17 protein-coding genes are annotated in these 16,479 nt (G+C 67.8%); 7 read left to right on the top strand and 10 right to left on the bottom strand.

What is annotated here, in order from left to right:
- Positions 1-107 precede the first annotated feature (107 nt).
- A complete protein-coding gene (gene gluQRS / locus AC3WLE_RS29985; RefSeq protein ID WP_492357538.1) occupies positions 108-1,040 on the bottom strand; it encodes a tRNA glutamyl-Q(34) synthetase GluQRS in 933 nt (310 codons plus the stop codon).
- 11 nt (positions 1,041-1,051) lie between these two features.
- The gene (locus tag AC3WLE_RS29990) at positions 1,052-1,972 is read right to left on the bottom strand and encodes a LysR family transcriptional regulator (protein ID WP_010813621.1); all 921 of its coding nucleotides are present in this window, start codon (positions 1,970-1,972) and stop codon (positions 1,052-1,054) included.
- Positions 1,973-2,125: 153 nt separating this feature from the next.
- Here AC3WLE_RS29990 and AC3WLE_RS29995 point away from each other — a divergent pair, with 153 nt between their 5' ends.
- Entirely contained in the window at positions 2,126-2,824 is a 699-nt protein-coding gene (locus AC3WLE_RS29995; protein WP_492357537.1) for a pirin family protein, read from the top strand.
- Positions 2,825-3,003: 179 nt separating this feature from the next.
- Positions 3,004-3,999 (top strand): CobD/CbiB family protein, encoded by a 996-nt coding sequence (locus AC3WLE_RS30000; RefSeq protein ID WP_492318701.1) that lies wholly within the window; start codon positions 3,004-3,006, stop codon positions 3,997-3,999.
- 25 nt (positions 4,000-4,024) lie between these two features.
- On the opposite strand, the gene AC3WLE_RS30005 is transcribed toward AC3WLE_RS30000, so the two are convergent.
- From AC3WLE_RS30005 to AC3WLE_RS30015, 3 genes are read right to left on the bottom strand one after another with little or no spacing between them, the layout of a single operon-like run.
- Positions 4,025-4,330 (bottom strand): putative signal transducing protein, encoded by a 306-nt coding sequence (locus AC3WLE_RS30005; protein ID WP_316150879.1) that lies wholly within the window; start codon positions 4,328-4,330, stop codon positions 4,025-4,027.
- A gap of 33 nt (positions 4,331-4,363) precedes the next feature.
- Positions 4,364-5,335: a ribosome small subunit-dependent GTPase A gene (rsgA, locus tag AC3WLE_RS30010; protein ID WP_492357536.1), complete on the bottom strand. Its 972-nt coding sequence runs from the start codon at positions 5,333-5,335 to the stop codon at positions 4,364-4,366.
- The gene (locus tag AC3WLE_RS30015; protein ID WP_492357535.1) at positions 5,332-6,579 is read right to left on the bottom strand and encodes a M48 family metallopeptidase; all 1,248 of its coding nucleotides are present in this window, start codon (positions 6,577-6,579) and stop codon (positions 5,332-5,334) included. The genes rsgA and AC3WLE_RS30015 overlap by 4 nt, the downstream gene beginning before the upstream one ends.
- A 227-nt stretch (positions 6,580-6,806) precedes the next feature.
- On the opposite strand from AC3WLE_RS30015, the gene orn reads away from it, so the two are divergent.
- The gene (gene orn / locus AC3WLE_RS30020; protein WP_492318698.1) at positions 6,807-7,433 is read left to right on the top strand and encodes an oligoribonuclease; all 627 of its coding nucleotides are present in this window, start codon (positions 6,807-6,809) and stop codon (positions 7,431-7,433) included.
- Between the two features lie 95 nt (positions 7,434-7,528).
- Entirely contained in the window at positions 7,529-8,410 is an 882-nt protein-coding gene (locus AC3WLE_RS30025; RefSeq protein WP_010813614.1) for an AEC family transporter, read from the top strand.
- A gap of 47 nt (positions 8,411-8,457) precedes the next feature.
- Here the strand turns inward: AC3WLE_RS30025 and mog are convergent, their stop codons facing one another.
- Both mog and yjgA read right to left on the bottom strand, forming a co-directional pair.
- Positions 8,458-9,096, bottom strand: coding sequence for a molybdopterin adenylyltransferase (gene mog, locus AC3WLE_RS30030; protein WP_051591363.1), 639 nt, complete (start codon positions 9,094-9,096; stop codon positions 8,458-8,460).
- Positions 9,093-9,704: a ribosome biogenesis factor YjgA gene (gene yjgA, locus AC3WLE_RS30035; RefSeq protein ID WP_492351566.1), complete on the bottom strand. Its 612-nt coding sequence runs from the start codon at positions 9,702-9,704 to the stop codon at positions 9,093-9,095. Before yjgA ends, mog begins: the two co-directional genes overlap by 4 nt.
- Positions 9,705-9,762: 58 nt before the next feature.
- Here yjgA and pmbA point away from each other — a divergent pair, with 58 nt between their 5' ends.
- Positions 9,763-11,130, top strand: coding sequence for a metalloprotease PmbA (pmbA, locus tag AC3WLE_RS30040; RefSeq protein WP_492318696.1), 1,368 nt, complete (start codon positions 9,763-9,765; stop codon positions 11,128-11,130).
- A 66-nt stretch (positions 11,131-11,196) separates the two neighbouring features.
- Here pmbA and AC3WLE_RS30045 read toward each other — a convergent pair whose 3' ends face one another.
- From AC3WLE_RS30045 to AC3WLE_RS30055, 3 genes are all read right to left on the bottom strand, one after another.
- Positions 11,197-11,697 carry a dihydrofolate reductase gene (locus AC3WLE_RS30045; RefSeq protein ID WP_492318695.1) on the bottom strand — a complete coding sequence of 167 codons (501 nt, stop codon included), beginning with the start codon at positions 11,695-11,697 and terminating at the stop codon, positions 11,197-11,199.
- The gene (locus AC3WLE_RS30050) at positions 11,694-12,488 is read right to left on the bottom strand and encodes a thymidylate synthase (RefSeq protein WP_492318694.1); all 795 of its coding nucleotides are present in this window, start codon (positions 12,486-12,488) and stop codon (positions 11,694-11,696) included. The genes AC3WLE_RS30045 and AC3WLE_RS30050 overlap by 4 nt, the downstream gene beginning before the upstream one ends.
- Before the next feature lie 143 nt (positions 12,489-12,631).
- Positions 12,632-13,333, bottom strand: coding sequence for a TerC family protein (locus AC3WLE_RS30055; RefSeq protein WP_010813608.1), 702 nt, complete (start codon positions 13,331-13,333; stop codon positions 12,632-12,634).
- Between the two features lie 522 nt (positions 13,334-13,855).
- On the opposite strand from AC3WLE_RS30055, the gene egtD reads away from it, so the two are divergent.
- Complete coding sequence (gene egtD, locus AC3WLE_RS30060) at positions 13,856-14,962, top strand: L-histidine N(alpha)-methyltransferase (protein WP_492318693.1); 1,107 nt, start codon at positions 13,856-13,858, stop codon at positions 14,960-14,962.
- A gap of 144 nt (positions 14,963-15,106) precedes the next feature.
- Positions 15,107-16,363, top strand: a complete 1,257-nt coding sequence (locus AC3WLE_RS30065; RefSeq protein ID WP_492357534.1) for an SUMF1/EgtB/PvdO family nonheme iron enzyme — start codon at positions 15,107-15,109, stop codon at positions 16,361-16,363.
- The last annotated feature ends 116 nt before the right edge of the window (positions 16,364-16,479 follow it).

Raw genomic sequence — 16,479 nt, forward strand, 5'->3', positions numbered from 1 at the left:
TTGAATGCCTCGTCGTACTTCGTCATGAAAAACACCCCAAAGATTGGATCAACGTCCAACTTTTGGGGTGCAGTTCACTGCGCGGGCCATTTGCTTTTGGGGGGGCGCTATCCGTGCGGGGGTTGCGGCAGGTCGGCCAGCAATTGGCGCCACCCGTCGGTGGCGCGCGCAAGCCAGTCCTTCACATTGTCCGCGTGGTTCGACAGCCCCAGGTGGGTGCCGGCCTCGCGCAGCGCGTCCAGCGGTGCGGTGGTGTCGATTGCCTGCGCACCGCTTTGCTTGCTCAGCTTCTCGCCGGTTTCGTTGACCACCACTGGCACGTGCAGGTAGGCCGGCGTGGGCAGGCCCAGCAGGCGCTGCAGGTGGATCTGGCGCGGCGTGGAGTCGAGCAGGTCGGCGCCGCGCACGATATGCGTGATGCCCTGCAGGCCGTCATCCACCACTACCGCCAGTTGATACGCCCACAGCCCGTCCGCGCGGCGCAGCACGAAGTCGCCCAGCTCGGTTTCCAGGTCCTGGCACAGGCGGCCCTGCCAGCGGTCGTCGAAGCAGACGGTGGCGGCCGGGCCGTCCGGCACGCGCACGCGCCAGGCGCGCGGCAGCTTGCCGTTCAGGCCGTGGCGGCAGGTGCCGGGATAGCCCAGGGTCTGGTGCCGCTCGCGCACGTGTACCAGCGAATCGGCGATCTCTTTGCGCGAACAGCCGCACGGGTAGAGCTGCCCGGCGGCGTCGAGGCGGCGCAGCGCATCGGCATAGAACGGTTCACGCCGGCTCTGCCATACCGGCGGCTCGTCCGGCGCCATGCCCAGGCGTTCCAGCGTGAGCAGGATGTCTTCGTCCGCGCCGCGCATGCAGCGCGGCATGTCGATGTCCTCGATGCGCACCAGCCACTGGCCGCCGTGCGCGCGCGCGTCCAGCCAGCTCGCCAGCGCGGTGACCAGCGAGCCCATATGCAGCGGCCCGGTGGGCGAGGGGGCAAAGCGGCCGCGATAGCCGGCCGCGGCAACCGTCGGTGCTGCCGTCGTTGCTGTCACTGCCATGAGGCCTGCCCTCAGCCGGCGAAGTCGGGTTGCTGCAGCAGTGCCTGCGCCAGGCGCGGGTCTTCCAGCTTGCTGGCCCACCACTGCAGCGCCTTGCCGCGGTTGCTGGTGCGCCAGGCTACCTTGAAGTTGCCGGGCGCGCGCACCTCGACGGTCTCGCGCGCCTGCAGCACGCCGCTTTCGATATGGGGTTGCGCCATCGGCGCCGGCAGCCAGCCGCAGCCCAGCCCGCGGATCTGTGCTTCGAGCTTGTCGCGCATGGTGGGCACCACCAGCACGTCTTGCCCGGCCAGCACGCCATGGGTGCGCGCCGGCAGGTTGCGCGAGGTGTCGCCCACCGCGACGATGCGGTGCCTGGCGATCTGGATGGTGGTGAGCGGGCCTTCCTCGGTGGCCAGCGGATGGTGCGCGGCCACCGCGAACACGAACGGCATCGAGCCCAGCGGCCGGATCTGGAAGCCCTGCGTGCTGGGCGCATCGTAAGCGCCGCCGATCACCAGGTCGGCGCGGTTGTTGACCAGCGCATCCCAGGCGCCGCCCAGCACTTCCTTGGAAAAGCGCAGCCGGGTGGCGGTGTTCTCGGCGTAGAAGTCGTGGATCACCGGCAGCAGCGCGCGGAAGTTGATCAGGTCGTCGACCACGATGGTGAGGGTAGCCTCCCAGCCGGTAGCCAGGCGCTTGACGCGCCGTGCCAGGTCATCGGCGGCATGCAGCAGGTGGCGGCCCTCATCGAGCAGGGCGCGTCCGGCCGGCGTCAGCTCGGCGCGGTGGCGGCGCCGGTCGAACAGCAGTACGTCCAGGTCTTCTTCCAGCTTGCGCACCACGTAGGTCAGCGCGGAAGGGACCTTGCCCATCTCGTGGGCGGCGGCGGCAAAGCTGCCCTTGCGTTCGATGGCGTCCAGGACTTCGAGGGATTCTAGCGAGAGGGCCATGTTCAGAAATTCTGAATGACTGCTTCTAAGTCGATCCCCGTAAATATACGCCTCAAGCCCTAAACTTCCTAGCATCAAAAGCGAAAACGTATGCCGCGACACGGTTACCAAGCCAGTGCTTGCGGGCAAACAGGCTCAAGGAGGGCCATCAAAATGATTGAAATCAGAAAGTCTGCAGAGCGTGGTTACGCCGATCATGGCTGGCTGAAGTCCTTTCATTCGTTCTCGTTCGCCGACTACTATGACCCGCAACATGTGCAGTTTGGGCCGCTGCGAGTGATCAACGAGGACCGCGTCGCGCCGGGCATGGGCTTTGGCACGCACGGCCACCGCGACATGGAGATCATCAGCTACGTGCTTGAGGGCGAACTGGCCCACAAGGACAGCATCGGCAACGGCAGCGTGATCCGCCCGGGCGATGTGCAGCGCATGAGCGCCGGCACCGGCGTGCGCCATTCGGAGTACAACCACGCCGCGCACGACACCACCCACTTCCTGCAGATCTGGATCATGCCGGCCGAGAACGGCATCGAGCCTGGCTACGAGGAAAAGCACTTCGACGCAGCCGACAAGCGCGGCAAGCTGCGCCTGGTGGCCAGCGCCGATGGTGCCGAGGGCTCGGTGGTGGTGCACCAGGACGTGCGCCTGTACGTTGGCCTGTTCGATGGCGACGAGGCTGCCACGCTGGCGCTTGCGCCGGGCCGCCGCGCCTATATCCACGTGGCGCGCGGCCGGGTGACGGTCAACGGCAAGGCGCTTGAAGCCGGCGACGCGGCGAGGCTGGAAGCCGAGGGCGAGGTCGCGCTGTCCGGCGGCGATGGCGCCGAAGTACTGGTGTTCGACCTGCCCTGAGCATCGTCCATTGCCGCATGCAAAAGCCCGCCTGACGGCGGGCTTTTGCTTTTTGCGCGGCGCGCCGGGCCCCGGCAGGTAGCGCTGTGCTATCTTCTCGCTATGCATTGCGCCTGCGCCGACACATCGCCGGCAAGCCCGGAAGGGCCAGGCGTGCCCTTGGAACACCCCGTACCAAGATGACCTTTGTTTCCATTCTCCTGGCGCTGATCGCTGAACAATTCCGCGCCCTGGGCCGCAACAACCCGATCCACGAGATCGTGCGCGCACTCGGCGACCGCGCGGAACATGCCTTCGACACCGGCCGGCCGCGCGATGCCGCGCTGGCCTGGCTGACCGTGGTCCTGCCGCTGACCCTGGCGGTGATCATGGTGCACTACCTGCTGGCCTCGATCAGCGTGGCGCTGACGCTCGCCTGGAATGTGCTGGTGCTGTACATGACGCTTGGCTTTCGCCAGTTCAGCCACTACTTCACCGACATCCACGAGGCCCTCAACCGCGACGACGTCCATACCGCGCGCACGCTGCTGCACGAATGGACCGGCCTGGACACCGTCGAGATGCCGGTCTCCGAGATCGTGCGGCACACGCTGGAAGCGGCAATCATCGCCGTGCACCGGCATGTGTTCGGCGTGTTCTTCTGGTTCCTGGTGCCGGTCGGCCCCGGCGGGGTGGTGCTGTACCGCACCGCCGAATACCTGAGCCGCCACTGGAACCAGCCCTCGGCCGAGCGCAGCCCCGCGCTGGGCCGCTTTGCGGCGCGCGCCTTCTATTTGCTGGACTGGATTCCGTCGCGGCTGACGGCGATCGGATTTGCCATCGTCGGCAACTTCGAGGACGCGGTCTACGCCTGGCGCAACCATGCGCGCAAGTGGAACGATGCCGTCAACGGCATCCTGCTTGCCAGCGGGGGCGGGGCGCTGGGCGTGCGCCTGGGCACGCCGCTGGCCGAGGATGATTCCACCGTGGTGCTGCGCGCCAGCGTGGCCGGCCCGGCCGTGGACTATGCGCCCGGCATGGAAGAGGAAAACGGCGGCCCGGAACCGGTGCCGCCCGAATTCGGCACCGAGCCCGGCGTGCGCACGCTGCAGTCGGCCGTGGGCCTGGTATGGCGCGCGGTGGTGCTGTGGATGCTGCTGCTGGCGATGCTGTCGCTGGCGCTCTGGGTCGGCTGACCAGCGTTAAAAGGGGGGCGGCGCGCTAGTCGCGGGCCGCGCCGCAACGCCAGCAGGCCCCGAACTGGGCCTCGTGCCATTCCAGGCAGTGGCGGCATTGCCAGCTCGGCCCCGGCGCCGGGTTGGCGGCGGCATTGAGCGCCGCCCACGCCTGCGCTTCCATCTCGTCATCGACCAGCCACACCTGTGGCGCACTCTCCCGGAACGGGATCTCGCCGGTCGCGCCGGCCAGCCAGGTATTGCGCAATTCCGCCCGGATGCCGGCCGCCCGCAGGACGTTCCGGCAATGGGCCGCATGGACGAGGGAAGTGGCGGACAGCAGCAGTTTCATCGCAGCGCACCGGGTAACCCAGGTGCGCTTACCTTACCACGGCTTCTGCTGGTTGGATTCGTGCAGCAACTGCATGTAGAGCTGGTGGCGGCGCTCGGAGATCGCTCCCGAGGCGACCGCGGCCAGCACGCCGCAGCCGGGCTCGTTGACATGGTGGCAGTTGTAGAAACGGCACGCGGTCAGCAGCGGCCGGAACTCCGGGAAGGCGCGCTCCAGCATGCCCTCGCTCAGGTGGTACAGGCCGAATTCCTGGAAGCCCGGCGAATCGATCAGCGCACCCTGATGGCCGTCCACGGTGCCCCATTCGGCCGGCAGGTGATAGAGCCGCGTGAAGGTGGTGGTGTGCTTGCCGGAGTCGAGCTTGGCCGAGATCTCGCGGGTCTGCGCATCCACGCCCGGGATCAGCAGGTTCAGCAGCGACGACTTGCCCATGCCAGATTGCCCGATCAGGATGCTGGCCAGCCCCGCCAGGCGCGGCTTGAGCGCGGCCAGCGCCTGCGCCGGGTCGGCGCGCACCGACAGCTCCAGCGTGTCGTAGCCCAGCCTGCGGTACAGCGCCAGGCGCCCTCGCGCTTCCTCCAGCCGGTCGGGCAGGTCGGTCTTGTTGAGCACGATCAGCGGCCGGATCTCCATGGCCTCGGCCGACACCAGCGCGCGGCCGAGCAGGTCTTCGGAGAAGCCCGGCTCGGTTGCCAGCACGATCACGACCTGGTCGATATTGGCGGCCAGCAGCTTCGACTTGAACTGGTCGGAGCGGTGCAGCAGGTTCTTGCGCGGCGAGGCCGCGGTGATCACGCACTGGTCGGCGGCGGCGCGTTCCACGCTGACATGGTCGCCCACCGCGCAGTCGCTCTTCTTGCCGCGCGGGAAGGCATGCATGCGCGTGCCGTCGCCCAGCTCGACCACGTAGTGGCGGCCATGGGCGGCGATGATCAGCGCGGATTCGGTGGCCGTGCCGGCATGGCTGCCGCCGCCGGCGTTGCGGTGACGCGTGGCGCGGCTCATGCGTGCGCCAGCAGGCGGTCGATCCGCTGCGCGGCGGGCGGATGCGAGTAGTAGAAGGCGCTGTAGAGCGGATCGGGCGTCAGCGTCGAGGCGTTGTCCTTGTACAGCTTCACCAGTGCCGACACCAGGTTGCCGGCATCGGTCTGGTCGGCGGCAAAGGCGTCGGCCTCGAACTCATGGCGGCGCGACGACAGGCTCGACAGCGGCCCCAGCAGGAAGGTGAACACCGGCAGCGCCAGGAAGAACAGCACCAGCGCCAGCGCGTTGTTGGACACGCCCAGGTTGGGCACCACGCCCAGCCCGGTGTAGAACCAGCTGCGCGTGGCCAGCCAGCCCAGCAGCGCCAGGAATACCAGGCTCAGCGCAAAGGTGACGACGATGCGCTTGGCCACATGGCGCCGCTTGAAGTGGCCCAGCTCATGTGCCAGCACCGCCTCGATCTCGTCGCCCGTCAGGCGCTCCAGCAGCGTATCGAAGAAGACAATGCGCTTGGCCGCGCCGAAGCCGGTGAAATACGCATTGCCGTGGGCGCTGCGCTTGCTGCCGTCCATCACGAACAGGCCCTTGCTGGCAAAGCCGCAGCGCTTCATCAGGGCCTCGATGCGCTGGCGCAGCGATTCGTCGGTGAGCGGCTCGAACTTGTTGAACAGCGGCGCGATAAAGGTCGGGAACACCACCAGCAGGAACAGGTTGAAGGCCATCCACACCAGCCAGGTCCAGACCCACCACAGCGAGCCGGCGCGCTCCATCAGCCACAGCACCGCCAGCAGCAGCGGCAGGCCCAGCGCGCAGGCCACCACCAGCATCTTGGCCATGTCGGCCAGCCACAGGCCGAACGTCATCTTGTTGAAGCCGAAGCGCTGCTCGATGCCGAACTGGCCGTACAGCGAGAACGGCAGGTCGACCAGCCCGCCGATCAGCGCCACGCTGGCCACCAGCGCCACGCCATAGGCATAGCCCGGGCCGAAAGTGTCCAGCCAGGACTGGTTGAGCCACTGCAGCCCGCCCAGCATGGTGAAGCCGATCAGCACCGCGGCCCCGGCCAGCACCTCGAGCATCGACAGCCGGGTGCGGGCGATGGTGTAGTCCGCGGCCTTCTGGTGCGAGGCCAGGCTGATGGTGTCGGCAAAGCGCGGCGGCACCGCATTGCGGTGCTGCGCCACATGCCGGACCTGGCGGGCGGCCAGCCAGAGCCTGGTCAGCACCATCAGCACCAGGGCGGCGAGAAAGACAATCGTGAACATCGGCAAGAGCCTTGTTGTGGGTGCGGGCGCCCCGCATTGTGCGCGGCGGGCGTCCGTTGGGACCGCCGGGCCCCGGGGTGGGGCAGGCGGTGGTCCGGGATATCCGGAAAACGCCCCGGCGCTGGTGCGCAAACGGCCATTCCGGACGGATATGCGAGAATTATAAATTGTTCGCGCCCGCCCCCGCCGCGGCCGCTTCCCTGAAATCCCTATCTTCCGCAGTCCCGATGACAAGCCAAGCCACCGCCAAATCCGTCAAAAGCGAAAACAACCTGATCTGGCTGGACATGGAAATGACCGGCCTGCAGCCGGATACCGATCGCATCATCGAAATCGCGATCGTCGTTACCGACTCCGAACTCAATATCCTGGCCGAAGGCCCGGTGCTGGTGATCCACCAGAGCGACGCCGTGCTCGATGGCATGGACAACTGGAACAAGGGCACCCACGGCCGCTCGGGCCTGATCGACAAGGTCAAGGCATCGACCCTGACTGAAGAGCAGGCCGAGGCCGAGCTGCTGGCCTTCCTCAAGCGCTGGGTGCCGGCCAACAAGTCGCCGATGTGCGGCAACTCGATCTGCCAGGACCGCCGCTTCATGGCGCGCTACATGCCCAAGCTGGAGGCGTTCTTCCACTACCGCAACCTGGACGTGTCCACGCTGAAGGAGCTGTGCAAGCGCTGGGAGCCGGCCATCCACAAGGGCTTTATCAAGCGCCAGCTGCATACGGCGCTGGCCGACATCCTGGAATCGGTCGAAGAACTGCGCTACTACCGCACGCACTTTATCCGTCACACCGCGCCGGGCGCCGCACCGGCAGCGGACGCGCCGGCCGCCGACACGCCCGCGCAATAAGCGGGGCCGGCTGCTCCCGGAACAACAACCCACTGCAAGCGACGGGCCGTCCGCACGGGGCGGCCGCCGCCGGGGCGCGTCCCGCCCGCCTGCCCATGCTTGAGCGCATCGTCTCCATCATCACGCCGGTCATCCTGATCATCCTGGTCGGGTGGCTGTACGGGCGCAAGGCCCATCCGGACATGGCCGGCATCAACCGCGCCACGCTGGACGTGATCGCGCCGCTGCTGGTGGTGTCGGCCTTCGTCAGCAAGGATTTCGTGCTGGCCGACCAGCTGGTGCTGCTGGGCTGCGCGGTGGCGGTGGTGCTGGGCTCGGGCGTGCTGGCGTGGGCGCTGGCGCGGCTGCTGAAGGCCGATCCGCGCACCTTCGTGCCGCCGATGATGTTCAACAACTGCGGCAATATGGGCCTGCCGCTGTCGGTATTTGCCTTCGGTCCGGCTGGGTTGGCGCCGGCGGTGGCGCTGTTCGCGGCATCGAACCTGATGCACTTCACCATCGGCATGAAGATCGTCAACCGCCATGCGTCGATGGCGCAGATCGCGCGCAACCCCATGGTGCTGGCCACCGTGGCGGGCGTGGCGCTGGCGCTGGCGCGGCCATGGTTCACGCTGCCGGACCCGGTCTACCAGTCGGTCAAGCTGCTGGGCGACGCCACCGTGCCGCTGATGCTGTTTGCACTGGGCGTGCGCATGAAGGACGTCAGCCTGCGCAACTGGGGCATGGGCCTGGTCGGCGCCGCGGCCTGCCCGCTGACGGGAATCGCGGTGGCGCTGCTGCTGGCGCAGTGGGTGCCGCTGACCGAATTGCAGCGTGGCCTGCTCTTTGTGTTTGCCGCGCTGCCGCCGGCAGTGCTGAACTTCCTGGTGGCGGACCATTTCCGGCAGGAGCCGGACCAGGTGGCGTCGATCGTGCTGCTGGGCAATATCGCCGCGGTGGTGTTCGTGCCGGTGGGGTTGTACCTGGGCTTGCGCTGAGGCGCGGGGAGGGGAGCCCGCAGGCGGGCGCCTGCGGGGATTGGCGTTTACGCCGCGGGCTTGGCCCGCACGGCGTTCTTCGGGCGCCAGGCCTTGACGATGGCTTCGTCGGTTTCCATGTAGGGGCCGCCGATCAGGTCGATGCAATACGGCACCGCAGCAAAGATCCCTTGCACCACGGCCTTGCCATCGGCATCGCGCAGGCCCTCCAGGGTCTCGCGGATGGCGCGCGGCTGGCCGGGCAGGTTGACGATCAGCGCGGCGCGGCTGGCGGTCTCGCGGATCACCGCCACCTGGCGCGACAGGATCGCGGTCGGCACGAAATGCAGGCTGACCTGGCGCATCTGCTCGCCGAAGCCGGGCATTTCCTTGGTGCCCACGGCCAGCGTGGCCTCGGGCGTCACGTCGCGGCGCGCCGGGCCGGTGCCGCCGGTGGTCAGCACCAGGTCGCAGCCGGCCACGTCGACCAGGTCGATCAGGGTGCGCGAGATCTGCGCCTGCTCGTCCGGGATCAGCCGCTCCACCGCCTGCCAGGGCGTGGTCAGCGTGCGCCCGAACCACTCGCGCAGCGCCGGGATGCCTTCGTCCTGGTAGGTGCCGGCCGAGGCGCGGTCCGAGATCGAAACGAAGCCGACAACGAGTTCATCGGGATGGTTGCGGACTACCGGCTGCGTGGTCTGGGTCATGCCTCGGGCTCCGGGGTAGGGGGTTGGTCCGCGGCGGCGCCGGCGTTGCCATCCTTCGCGTCCAGCGCCGTCTTGATGGCCTGGAACAGCTCGCGGAAATAGCGCGGCGGCTTGCCTTGCTCCTTTTCCTTGCGCGCGTTGCGGATGGTGTTGCGCAGCGCCTGCACGTCGATGCCGGGGTGCTCGGCGAGGAAGCGCGTCAGCGCCGCGTCGTCGGCCAGCAGCAGCTCGCGCCAGCGCTCGATCAGGTGCATGCGGGCGGTTTCGGCCTTGCTGGTGCCCTTGAAGCCCTCCAGCGCTTGCCGGATCACCTCGACCTCTTCGTCCTCGAGGCCGCGCATGATCTTGCCCACGAACTGCATCTGGCGGCGCTTGCCCTCGTGGCTGTTGATGCGGCGGGCCTGGTGGATGGCGTCGGCCAGCGCTTCGGGCATGGGCACGCGCGCCAGGCGGTCCTTGGCCAGGGCTTCGAGCTCGGCGCCAAGATCCTGCAGGGCGGTCATGTCGCGCTTGCGCTGCGACTTGCTTTTCGGTTCGTCGTCTTCCGGTTCGGGCGCAAAGCCTCCGGGAAAGCGCGAGCCATTCGGATTACGGGAATTTCGCGTCATGCCCGGCATTTTATCTTGCTATGATTGCCGCTTGGACTTTTGATGACACCCGCCCAGCATGGACCAGATCGCAGAACAGACCGCGCACTTCACCTACACCCAGGCCCAGCTCAGCGAGATGGCCGCCGATGTGCTGCGCGTTGCACGCGAACTTGGGGCGACCGACGCCGCCACCGAGATCTCCGAAGGCAGCGGCCTGTCGGTATCGGTACGCAAGGGGCAGGTGGAAACCATCGAGCAGAACCGCGACAAGGTGGTCGGGGTCACGGTCATGATCGGCAAGCGCCGCGGCAATGCCAGCACCTCGGACTTCTCGGCGGCCGCGCTGCGCGCCACCGCCGAGGCCGCCTACAACATCGCCCGCTTCACGGCCGAGGACGATTGCGCCGGCCTGGCCGAGGAAGAACTGCTGGAACGCGCGCCGCAGGACCTGGAACTGTTCCACCCGTGGGCGCTGGACGCCGAGCGCGCCATCGACATTGCCACCCGCGCCGAGGCCGCCGCCTTCGCGGTGTCGCCGCGCATCCGCAACAGCGACGGCGCCAGCGTGTCGGCGCAGCATTCGCAGTTCGTGCTGGCGACCACGCGCGGCTTCTCGGGCGGCTACCCGTATTCGCGCCATTTCATCTCGTGCGCGCCGATCGCCGGCAGCGGCAGCGGCATGCAGCGCGATGACTGGTACTCGTCCAAGCGCTCGCCGCTGGCGCTGGCCGCGCCCGAGGACATCGGCCGCTACGCCGCCGAGCGCGCGCTGGCGCGGCTGCAGGCGCGCCAGCTGTCCACGCGCCGCTGCCCGGTGCTGTTCGAGGCGCCGCTGGCCGCGGGGCTGCTGGGCGCCTTCGTGCAGGCGGTGTCGGGCGGCGCGCTGTACCGCAAATCCACGTTCCTGTGCGATTCGCTGGGCCAGGCCGTGTTTGCGCCGCATATCCAGATCCATGAGCAGCCGCACACCCCCGGCGCCATGGGCAGCGCCCCGTTCGACGAGGAAGGCGTGCGCACCCGTGCCCGCGACGTGGTCCGCGACGGCGTGGTGCAGGGCTATTTCCTGTCGACCTATTCCGCGCGCAAGCTCGGCATGCAGACCACCGGCAACGCCGGCGGCTCGCACAACCTGACACTGACCAGCTCGCTGACCGAGCCCGGCGACGATTTCCCGGCGATGCTGCGCAAGCTCGGCACCGGCCTGCTGGTGACCGAGCTGATGGGGCAGGGCGTCAACTACGTGACCGGCGACTATTCGCGCGGCGCCTCGGGCTACTGGGTCGAGAATGGCGTGATCCAGTACCCGGTGGAGGAAATCACCATCGCCGGCAATATGGCCGAGATGTTCCAGCAGATCGTCGCTATCGGCGCGGATGCGCTGGTGCGCGGCACCAAGGAAACGGGCTCGATCCTGCTTGAGCAGATGACGATTGCCGGCACCTGAGCGGCGCGCGCCGCCCAAAGAAAAAGCAGGCCGGACGGCCTGCTTTTTTATTGCCCGCGCAACGGCTTACGACTCGTCCGACGGCGGCCGCTCGTACGTGACGAAGGCATAGTCGAAGCCATTGGCCTCCGAATGATGCGTCTCGCGCGCGGTCTCCACCCATTGGGTGCGGTCGATCGCCGGGAAGAAGGCATCGCCTTCCACATCCGCGTCGATCTCGGTCACCACCAGCCGGTCCGCGCACGGCATGGCCTCGGCGTAGAGCTGCGCGCCGCCGATCAGGAAGATCTGCTCCGCGCCCACGCACAGGCGCTGGGCGTCTTCCAGCGAGGCCGCCACCTCGGCACCCTCGATGCGAAGGTCCGGGTTGCGGCTGACCACGATATTGCGGCGCCCCGGCAGCGGGCGGCCGATTGAATCCCAGGTCTTGCGGCCCATGATCACCGGCGCGCCCATGGTGGTGCGCTTGAAGTGCGCCAGGTCTTCCGGCAGGCGCCAAGGCAGCGCGTTGTCGCGGCCGATGGTGTTGTTGCGGGCGCGGGCGACCACCAGTGTCAGCAGCGTCATACGGCCACCGGTGCCTTGATGGCGGCGTGCGACTGGTAGCCGGCCAGTTCGAAGTCTTCGTAGCGGTAGTCGAAGATGCTGTCGGGCTTGCGCAGGATCTTCAGTTGCGGCAGCGCCAGCGGCTCGCGCGCCAACTGGGTCTGCACCTGCTCGAAATGGTTGTTGTACAGGTGGCAGTCGCCGCCGGTCCAGACGAAGTCGCCCACTTCCAGCCCGGTCTGCTGCGCCATCATATGGGTCAGCAGCGCATAGCTGGCGATATTGAACGGCACGCCCAGGAAGATATCGGCGCTGCGCTGGTAGAGCTGGCACGACAGCCGGCCATCGGCCACGTAGAACTGGAAGAACGCGTGGCAGGGCGGCAGCTTCATGCGCGGGATGTCGGCCACGTTCCAGGCCGATACGATCAGGCGGCGCGAATCCGGGTTGGCGCGAATCTGCGCCACCAGCTCGGTGATCTGGTCGATATGGCGGCCGTCCGGCGCCGGCCACGAGCGCCATTGCGAGCCGTAGACCGGGCCCAGTTCGCCGTTCTCGTCGGCCCACTCGTCCCAGATGGTGACGCCGTGCTCCTGCAGCCAGCGCACGTTGGTCGAGCCCTGCAGGAACCACAGCAGTTCATAGATGATCGACTTCAGGTGCAGCTTCTTGGTGGTCACCACCGGGAAGCCTGCGCGCAGGTCGAAGCGCATCTGGTAGCCGAACACCGAGCGCGTGCCGGTGCCGGTGCGGTCGGCCTTGTCGGTGCCATGCTCGTACACATGGCGCATGAAGTCGAGGTACTGTTTCATCGGCGCGGGGCGGGATCGGGAGTGACGCGGGCACTGGTCCCGCAAAGCTGGCATTTTAAAGCAAAAGGGCCATCCCTCAGGATGGCCCTTCAGCGGCATGGCCGGGGCGGGTGCCCCGGCCATGCCTGGCACGGCTTGCCGCCTTAGTGGCTGCCGGCCGGTTGCTGCACGCGGCGCTTCTGCACCAGGTAGCCGGCGCCCAGCACGCCGCCGACGATCAGCACGTACAGGCCCCAGTTGACCACCGGGTTGGCTTCGAAGAACGCCTTGATCATCGGCTCGTGCACGATCATCTTGACTGCCGTGAACGCCAGCACGCCCGCGCCCAGGTAGATGATGATCGGGAAGCGGCTCATCAGCTTGAGCACCAGGCTCGAGCCCCACACCACGATCGGGATGCTGATCAGCAGTCCCAGCACCACCAGCAGGAAGCTGCCGTGCGCGGCGCCGGCCACGGCCAGCACGTTGTCCACGCCCATCACCGCGTCGGCGATGATGATGGTCTTCATTGCGCCCCACAGGGTCGAGGCGCCCGAACCGTGCCCCTCGCCGTCGCCTTCGTCGGACAGCAGCTTGTAGGCAATCCACACCAGCGCCAGGCCGCCGATCAGCATCAGCCCCGGAATCTTCAGCAGCCAGACCACGCCGATCGTCATGGCCGAGCGCACCACCACGGCACCGACGGTACCCCAGATGATGGCCTTTTTCTGTAGGTGGGCGGGCAGGTTGCGCGCCGCCAGGGCGATCACGATGGCATTGTCGCCAGCCAGCACCAGGTCAATGACGACGATGGACAGCAGTGCCGTCAGGAACTGCATCGTGAACAGATCGGTAAACCACTCCATGAACTCTCCTCAGGGTACAAATCAGCGCAAGTGCGCGTATCGGGTTCGCCTGGATTCACGTAGCACGGGAGCGTGGGGGCGCCTTTGCAAACCATGAAGTCCAGGTTGCAAAGGTCTTGCTCGACCACTGGCGCGGTATGCACGCCGGTAGTCAGCACAACCGGGGACAAGGGTCCCGGAATGACGATTGTGCTAAGGGCATGGGCCCCGGAGCTACTCCCCTTTGAGGGACACGACCCGTTTCGGGGCCGCGCTGGGCGGGATTATAAACGAACTGCAAGGGATATGCCCCATTAGGAAAGATACTGACTCAAGGTTTTTGATGTGCTGCGTGCGGCCCATCCGGCGATCGGGCGGTGCGCGATCCGCCGGATGGGCCTATCCTTTAAGTTCGGCTTCGCCCGATGCGTCCCGGACGGCACAGGGAGGCGTTGCGGAGACCGGCGCGCACGACATGCACAGCGCGGCCTTGGGGAATACGCAGTGAAGCAGTGACCATTCGCGACCACACAAGGAAACGACATGCCGGCTGTCCCGAATCCGCCGAATACCCCCTTCCAGAAAAAAGCCCCGCAGACACCTCTCCCACCCCTGAACCACCACAACGGCCATGCGGCCGCACCGCCCGCACCGCCCGCCCTGGTCGCGCTGGCCAATGGCCGCGCGCACCGGCAGCCGCCCCAGCCGGAGTTCGTGCAGCAGTACCGCGAGGACAGCGGCGCGCTGCGCGAGCAGGTGCTGGCCGGGCTGCGTGCCAGGCAGGCCGTCATCAGCCCCAAGTTCTTCTACGACGTGCTGGGCTCGCGCCTGTTCGAAGCCATCACCGACCTGCCAGAGTACTACCCGACCCGCACCGAGGCCGCGATCTTTGCCAGCGCGGCGCCCGCCATTGCCGCGCGTGCCGGCAGCGGCTGCGTGCTGGTGGACCTGGGTGCGGGCAATTGCGAAAAGGCTGCCAGGCTCTTTGGCACCCTGCGCCCGGCACAGTACGTGGCGCTGGATATCTCCATAGAGTTCCTGCGCGCGACGCTGTCGTCGCTGCAGCAACAGCATCCCGACATTCCGATGCTGGGCCTGGGCGCCGACCTGTGTGCGCCGTTCGATCTGCCCGCCAACGTCAGGCGCGGCAGGCGGCTGTTCTTCTATCCGGGCTCGAGCATCGGCAATTTCGCCCCGGTCGAGGCCCTGGCATTGCTGCAGCGCATGCGCGGCGCGGCCGGGCGCGGCGACGGCGTGCTGATCGGGGTCGACCTGCACAAGGATGAAGCCACGCTGGTGTCTGCCTATGACGATGCGCTGGGCGTGACCGCCGCGTTCAACCGCAACGTGCTGCGCAACGTGAACCGCATCGTCGGCACGGATTTCTCGCTGGACGACTGGCGCCATGTGGCGAGCTTCGACCGCGCGGCCTCGCGCATCCAGATGCACCTGCAGGCGTGCCGCGACGTGCGCGTGCAGTGGCAGGGCGGCGCGCGCGAATTTGCCGCCGGCGAACGGATCCATACCGAGGACTCCTACAAGTACCGCCCGGAGGACTTCACGCTCTTGCTGGAAGCCGCCGGGTTTGACGACCCGGTGTACTGGACCGACCCGAGCGGCTGGTTCGCCGTGTTCCACGCGCGCGGCTGATCCGCCCGCGCGGGCGCCATCCGGCAGGGATGGCAGGTAGTGTCATAATGGCCGCGGCCGGCCTGGCGTGCGAGCGCCAGGCCAGCAGTTGCCTGCTTCGGTCACTGCCTGTCCACTGTTCACTCCCCTGCACGGACTTTCCCGATGAGCGGCTTCCCCATGCTTCCCGATCTCCACTTCACCGGCGGCAAGGCGGCCTGGTCCGACCCGCGCCGGCTGCCGCGCGAAGGGCTGGCGCAGGCGCTGGTCGATGCGCGCAACCGTACGCTGGCGTGGCTGGCACCGTTCGGGCAGACGCGCCGCGCCTGGGACGTGCCGCATCAGTACGATGCCGATCCGCCGTTGTGGACGCTCGGGCACGTGGCCTGGCATGCGGAGTGGTGGTGCCTGCGCGGCGTGCGCCAGGTGGACCGCGGCGGCGTGCCGGTGCCGGTGGCGTCCGAGCCGTCGCTGCTGGACGGCGCCGACGAGTGGTTCGACCCGGACCGCATCGGCCCCGACGAGCGCTGGGAGGTCACGCTGCCCGACGTCGCGGTGGTCAAGCGCTACGCCGCCGACGTGCTCGACGGCGTGCTGCGCCGGATTGCGCTGCTGGCCGACGACAGCGACCTGACCCTGTACCCGTACCGCCGCGCGCTGCTGCATGAAGATGCCCAGGGCGAAGGCGTGGCCGCGCTGTTGCAGGCGCTGGGCATGGCGCCCGCGGAGGCCATCGGGGCCGGTCCGGTGCAGCCTGCGGGGCATGGCGGCACCCTGCATTTCCCGGGCGGCCGCTTCACGCTCGGCTGGAGCGATCCCGACGGCTTTGCCTGGCCCGATGAGCTGCCGCCGCAACCCACCTACGTGCCCGCGTTTGAAATGGACATGGCGCCGGTCAGCAACGCGCAGTTCCTAGAGTTCGTCGAGGACGGCGGCTACGAGCACCCGGCGTGGTGGTCGGCAGCGGGGCGCCAGTGGCTGATGACGCAGGAACGCTCGGCGCCGCGCTACTGGTCGCGCCATCCGGAATCGCGCGCCTGGATGGTGGAGCGCTTCGGCACGCTGCGCACGCTCAATCCGGATGAGGCGGTGCGCCATGTCACGCTGTACGAGGCGCAGGCGTGGTGCGTGTGGGCGGGGCGGCGCCTGCCGGCGGAATCGGAATGGGAGCTTGCCGCGACGCAGAACCGCGGCCTGCAGTGGGGGGCGCTGCGTGAGTGGACTGCCACGCCCTATGAGCCGTACGCCGGGTTTGCCGCCGCGCCGTCAGACAGCGAGGTGGTGGGGCGCTTCGGCTCGCACCAGGCGGTGCGCGGTGTGTCGTTCGCCAGCCCCGCGCGGCTGCGCCACGTGCGGGCAAGGTGGGCGCGCTTGCCGGAGGATGATCTGTCCTTCATTGGCTTTCGCACCTGCGCGCTGTAGCGGGCGGTACGCGACAACAAAAAAAGCGCCCTGAAGGGCGTAATGCCGTTCAGTTAAGACTGAACGGCATTTTTCATTGTTAGCCGCCGAAGCAGTTGTAAACCGCAAGCCGCAAT

The organism is Cupriavidus sp. FW306-1B-F12B, from assembly GCF_058781795.1.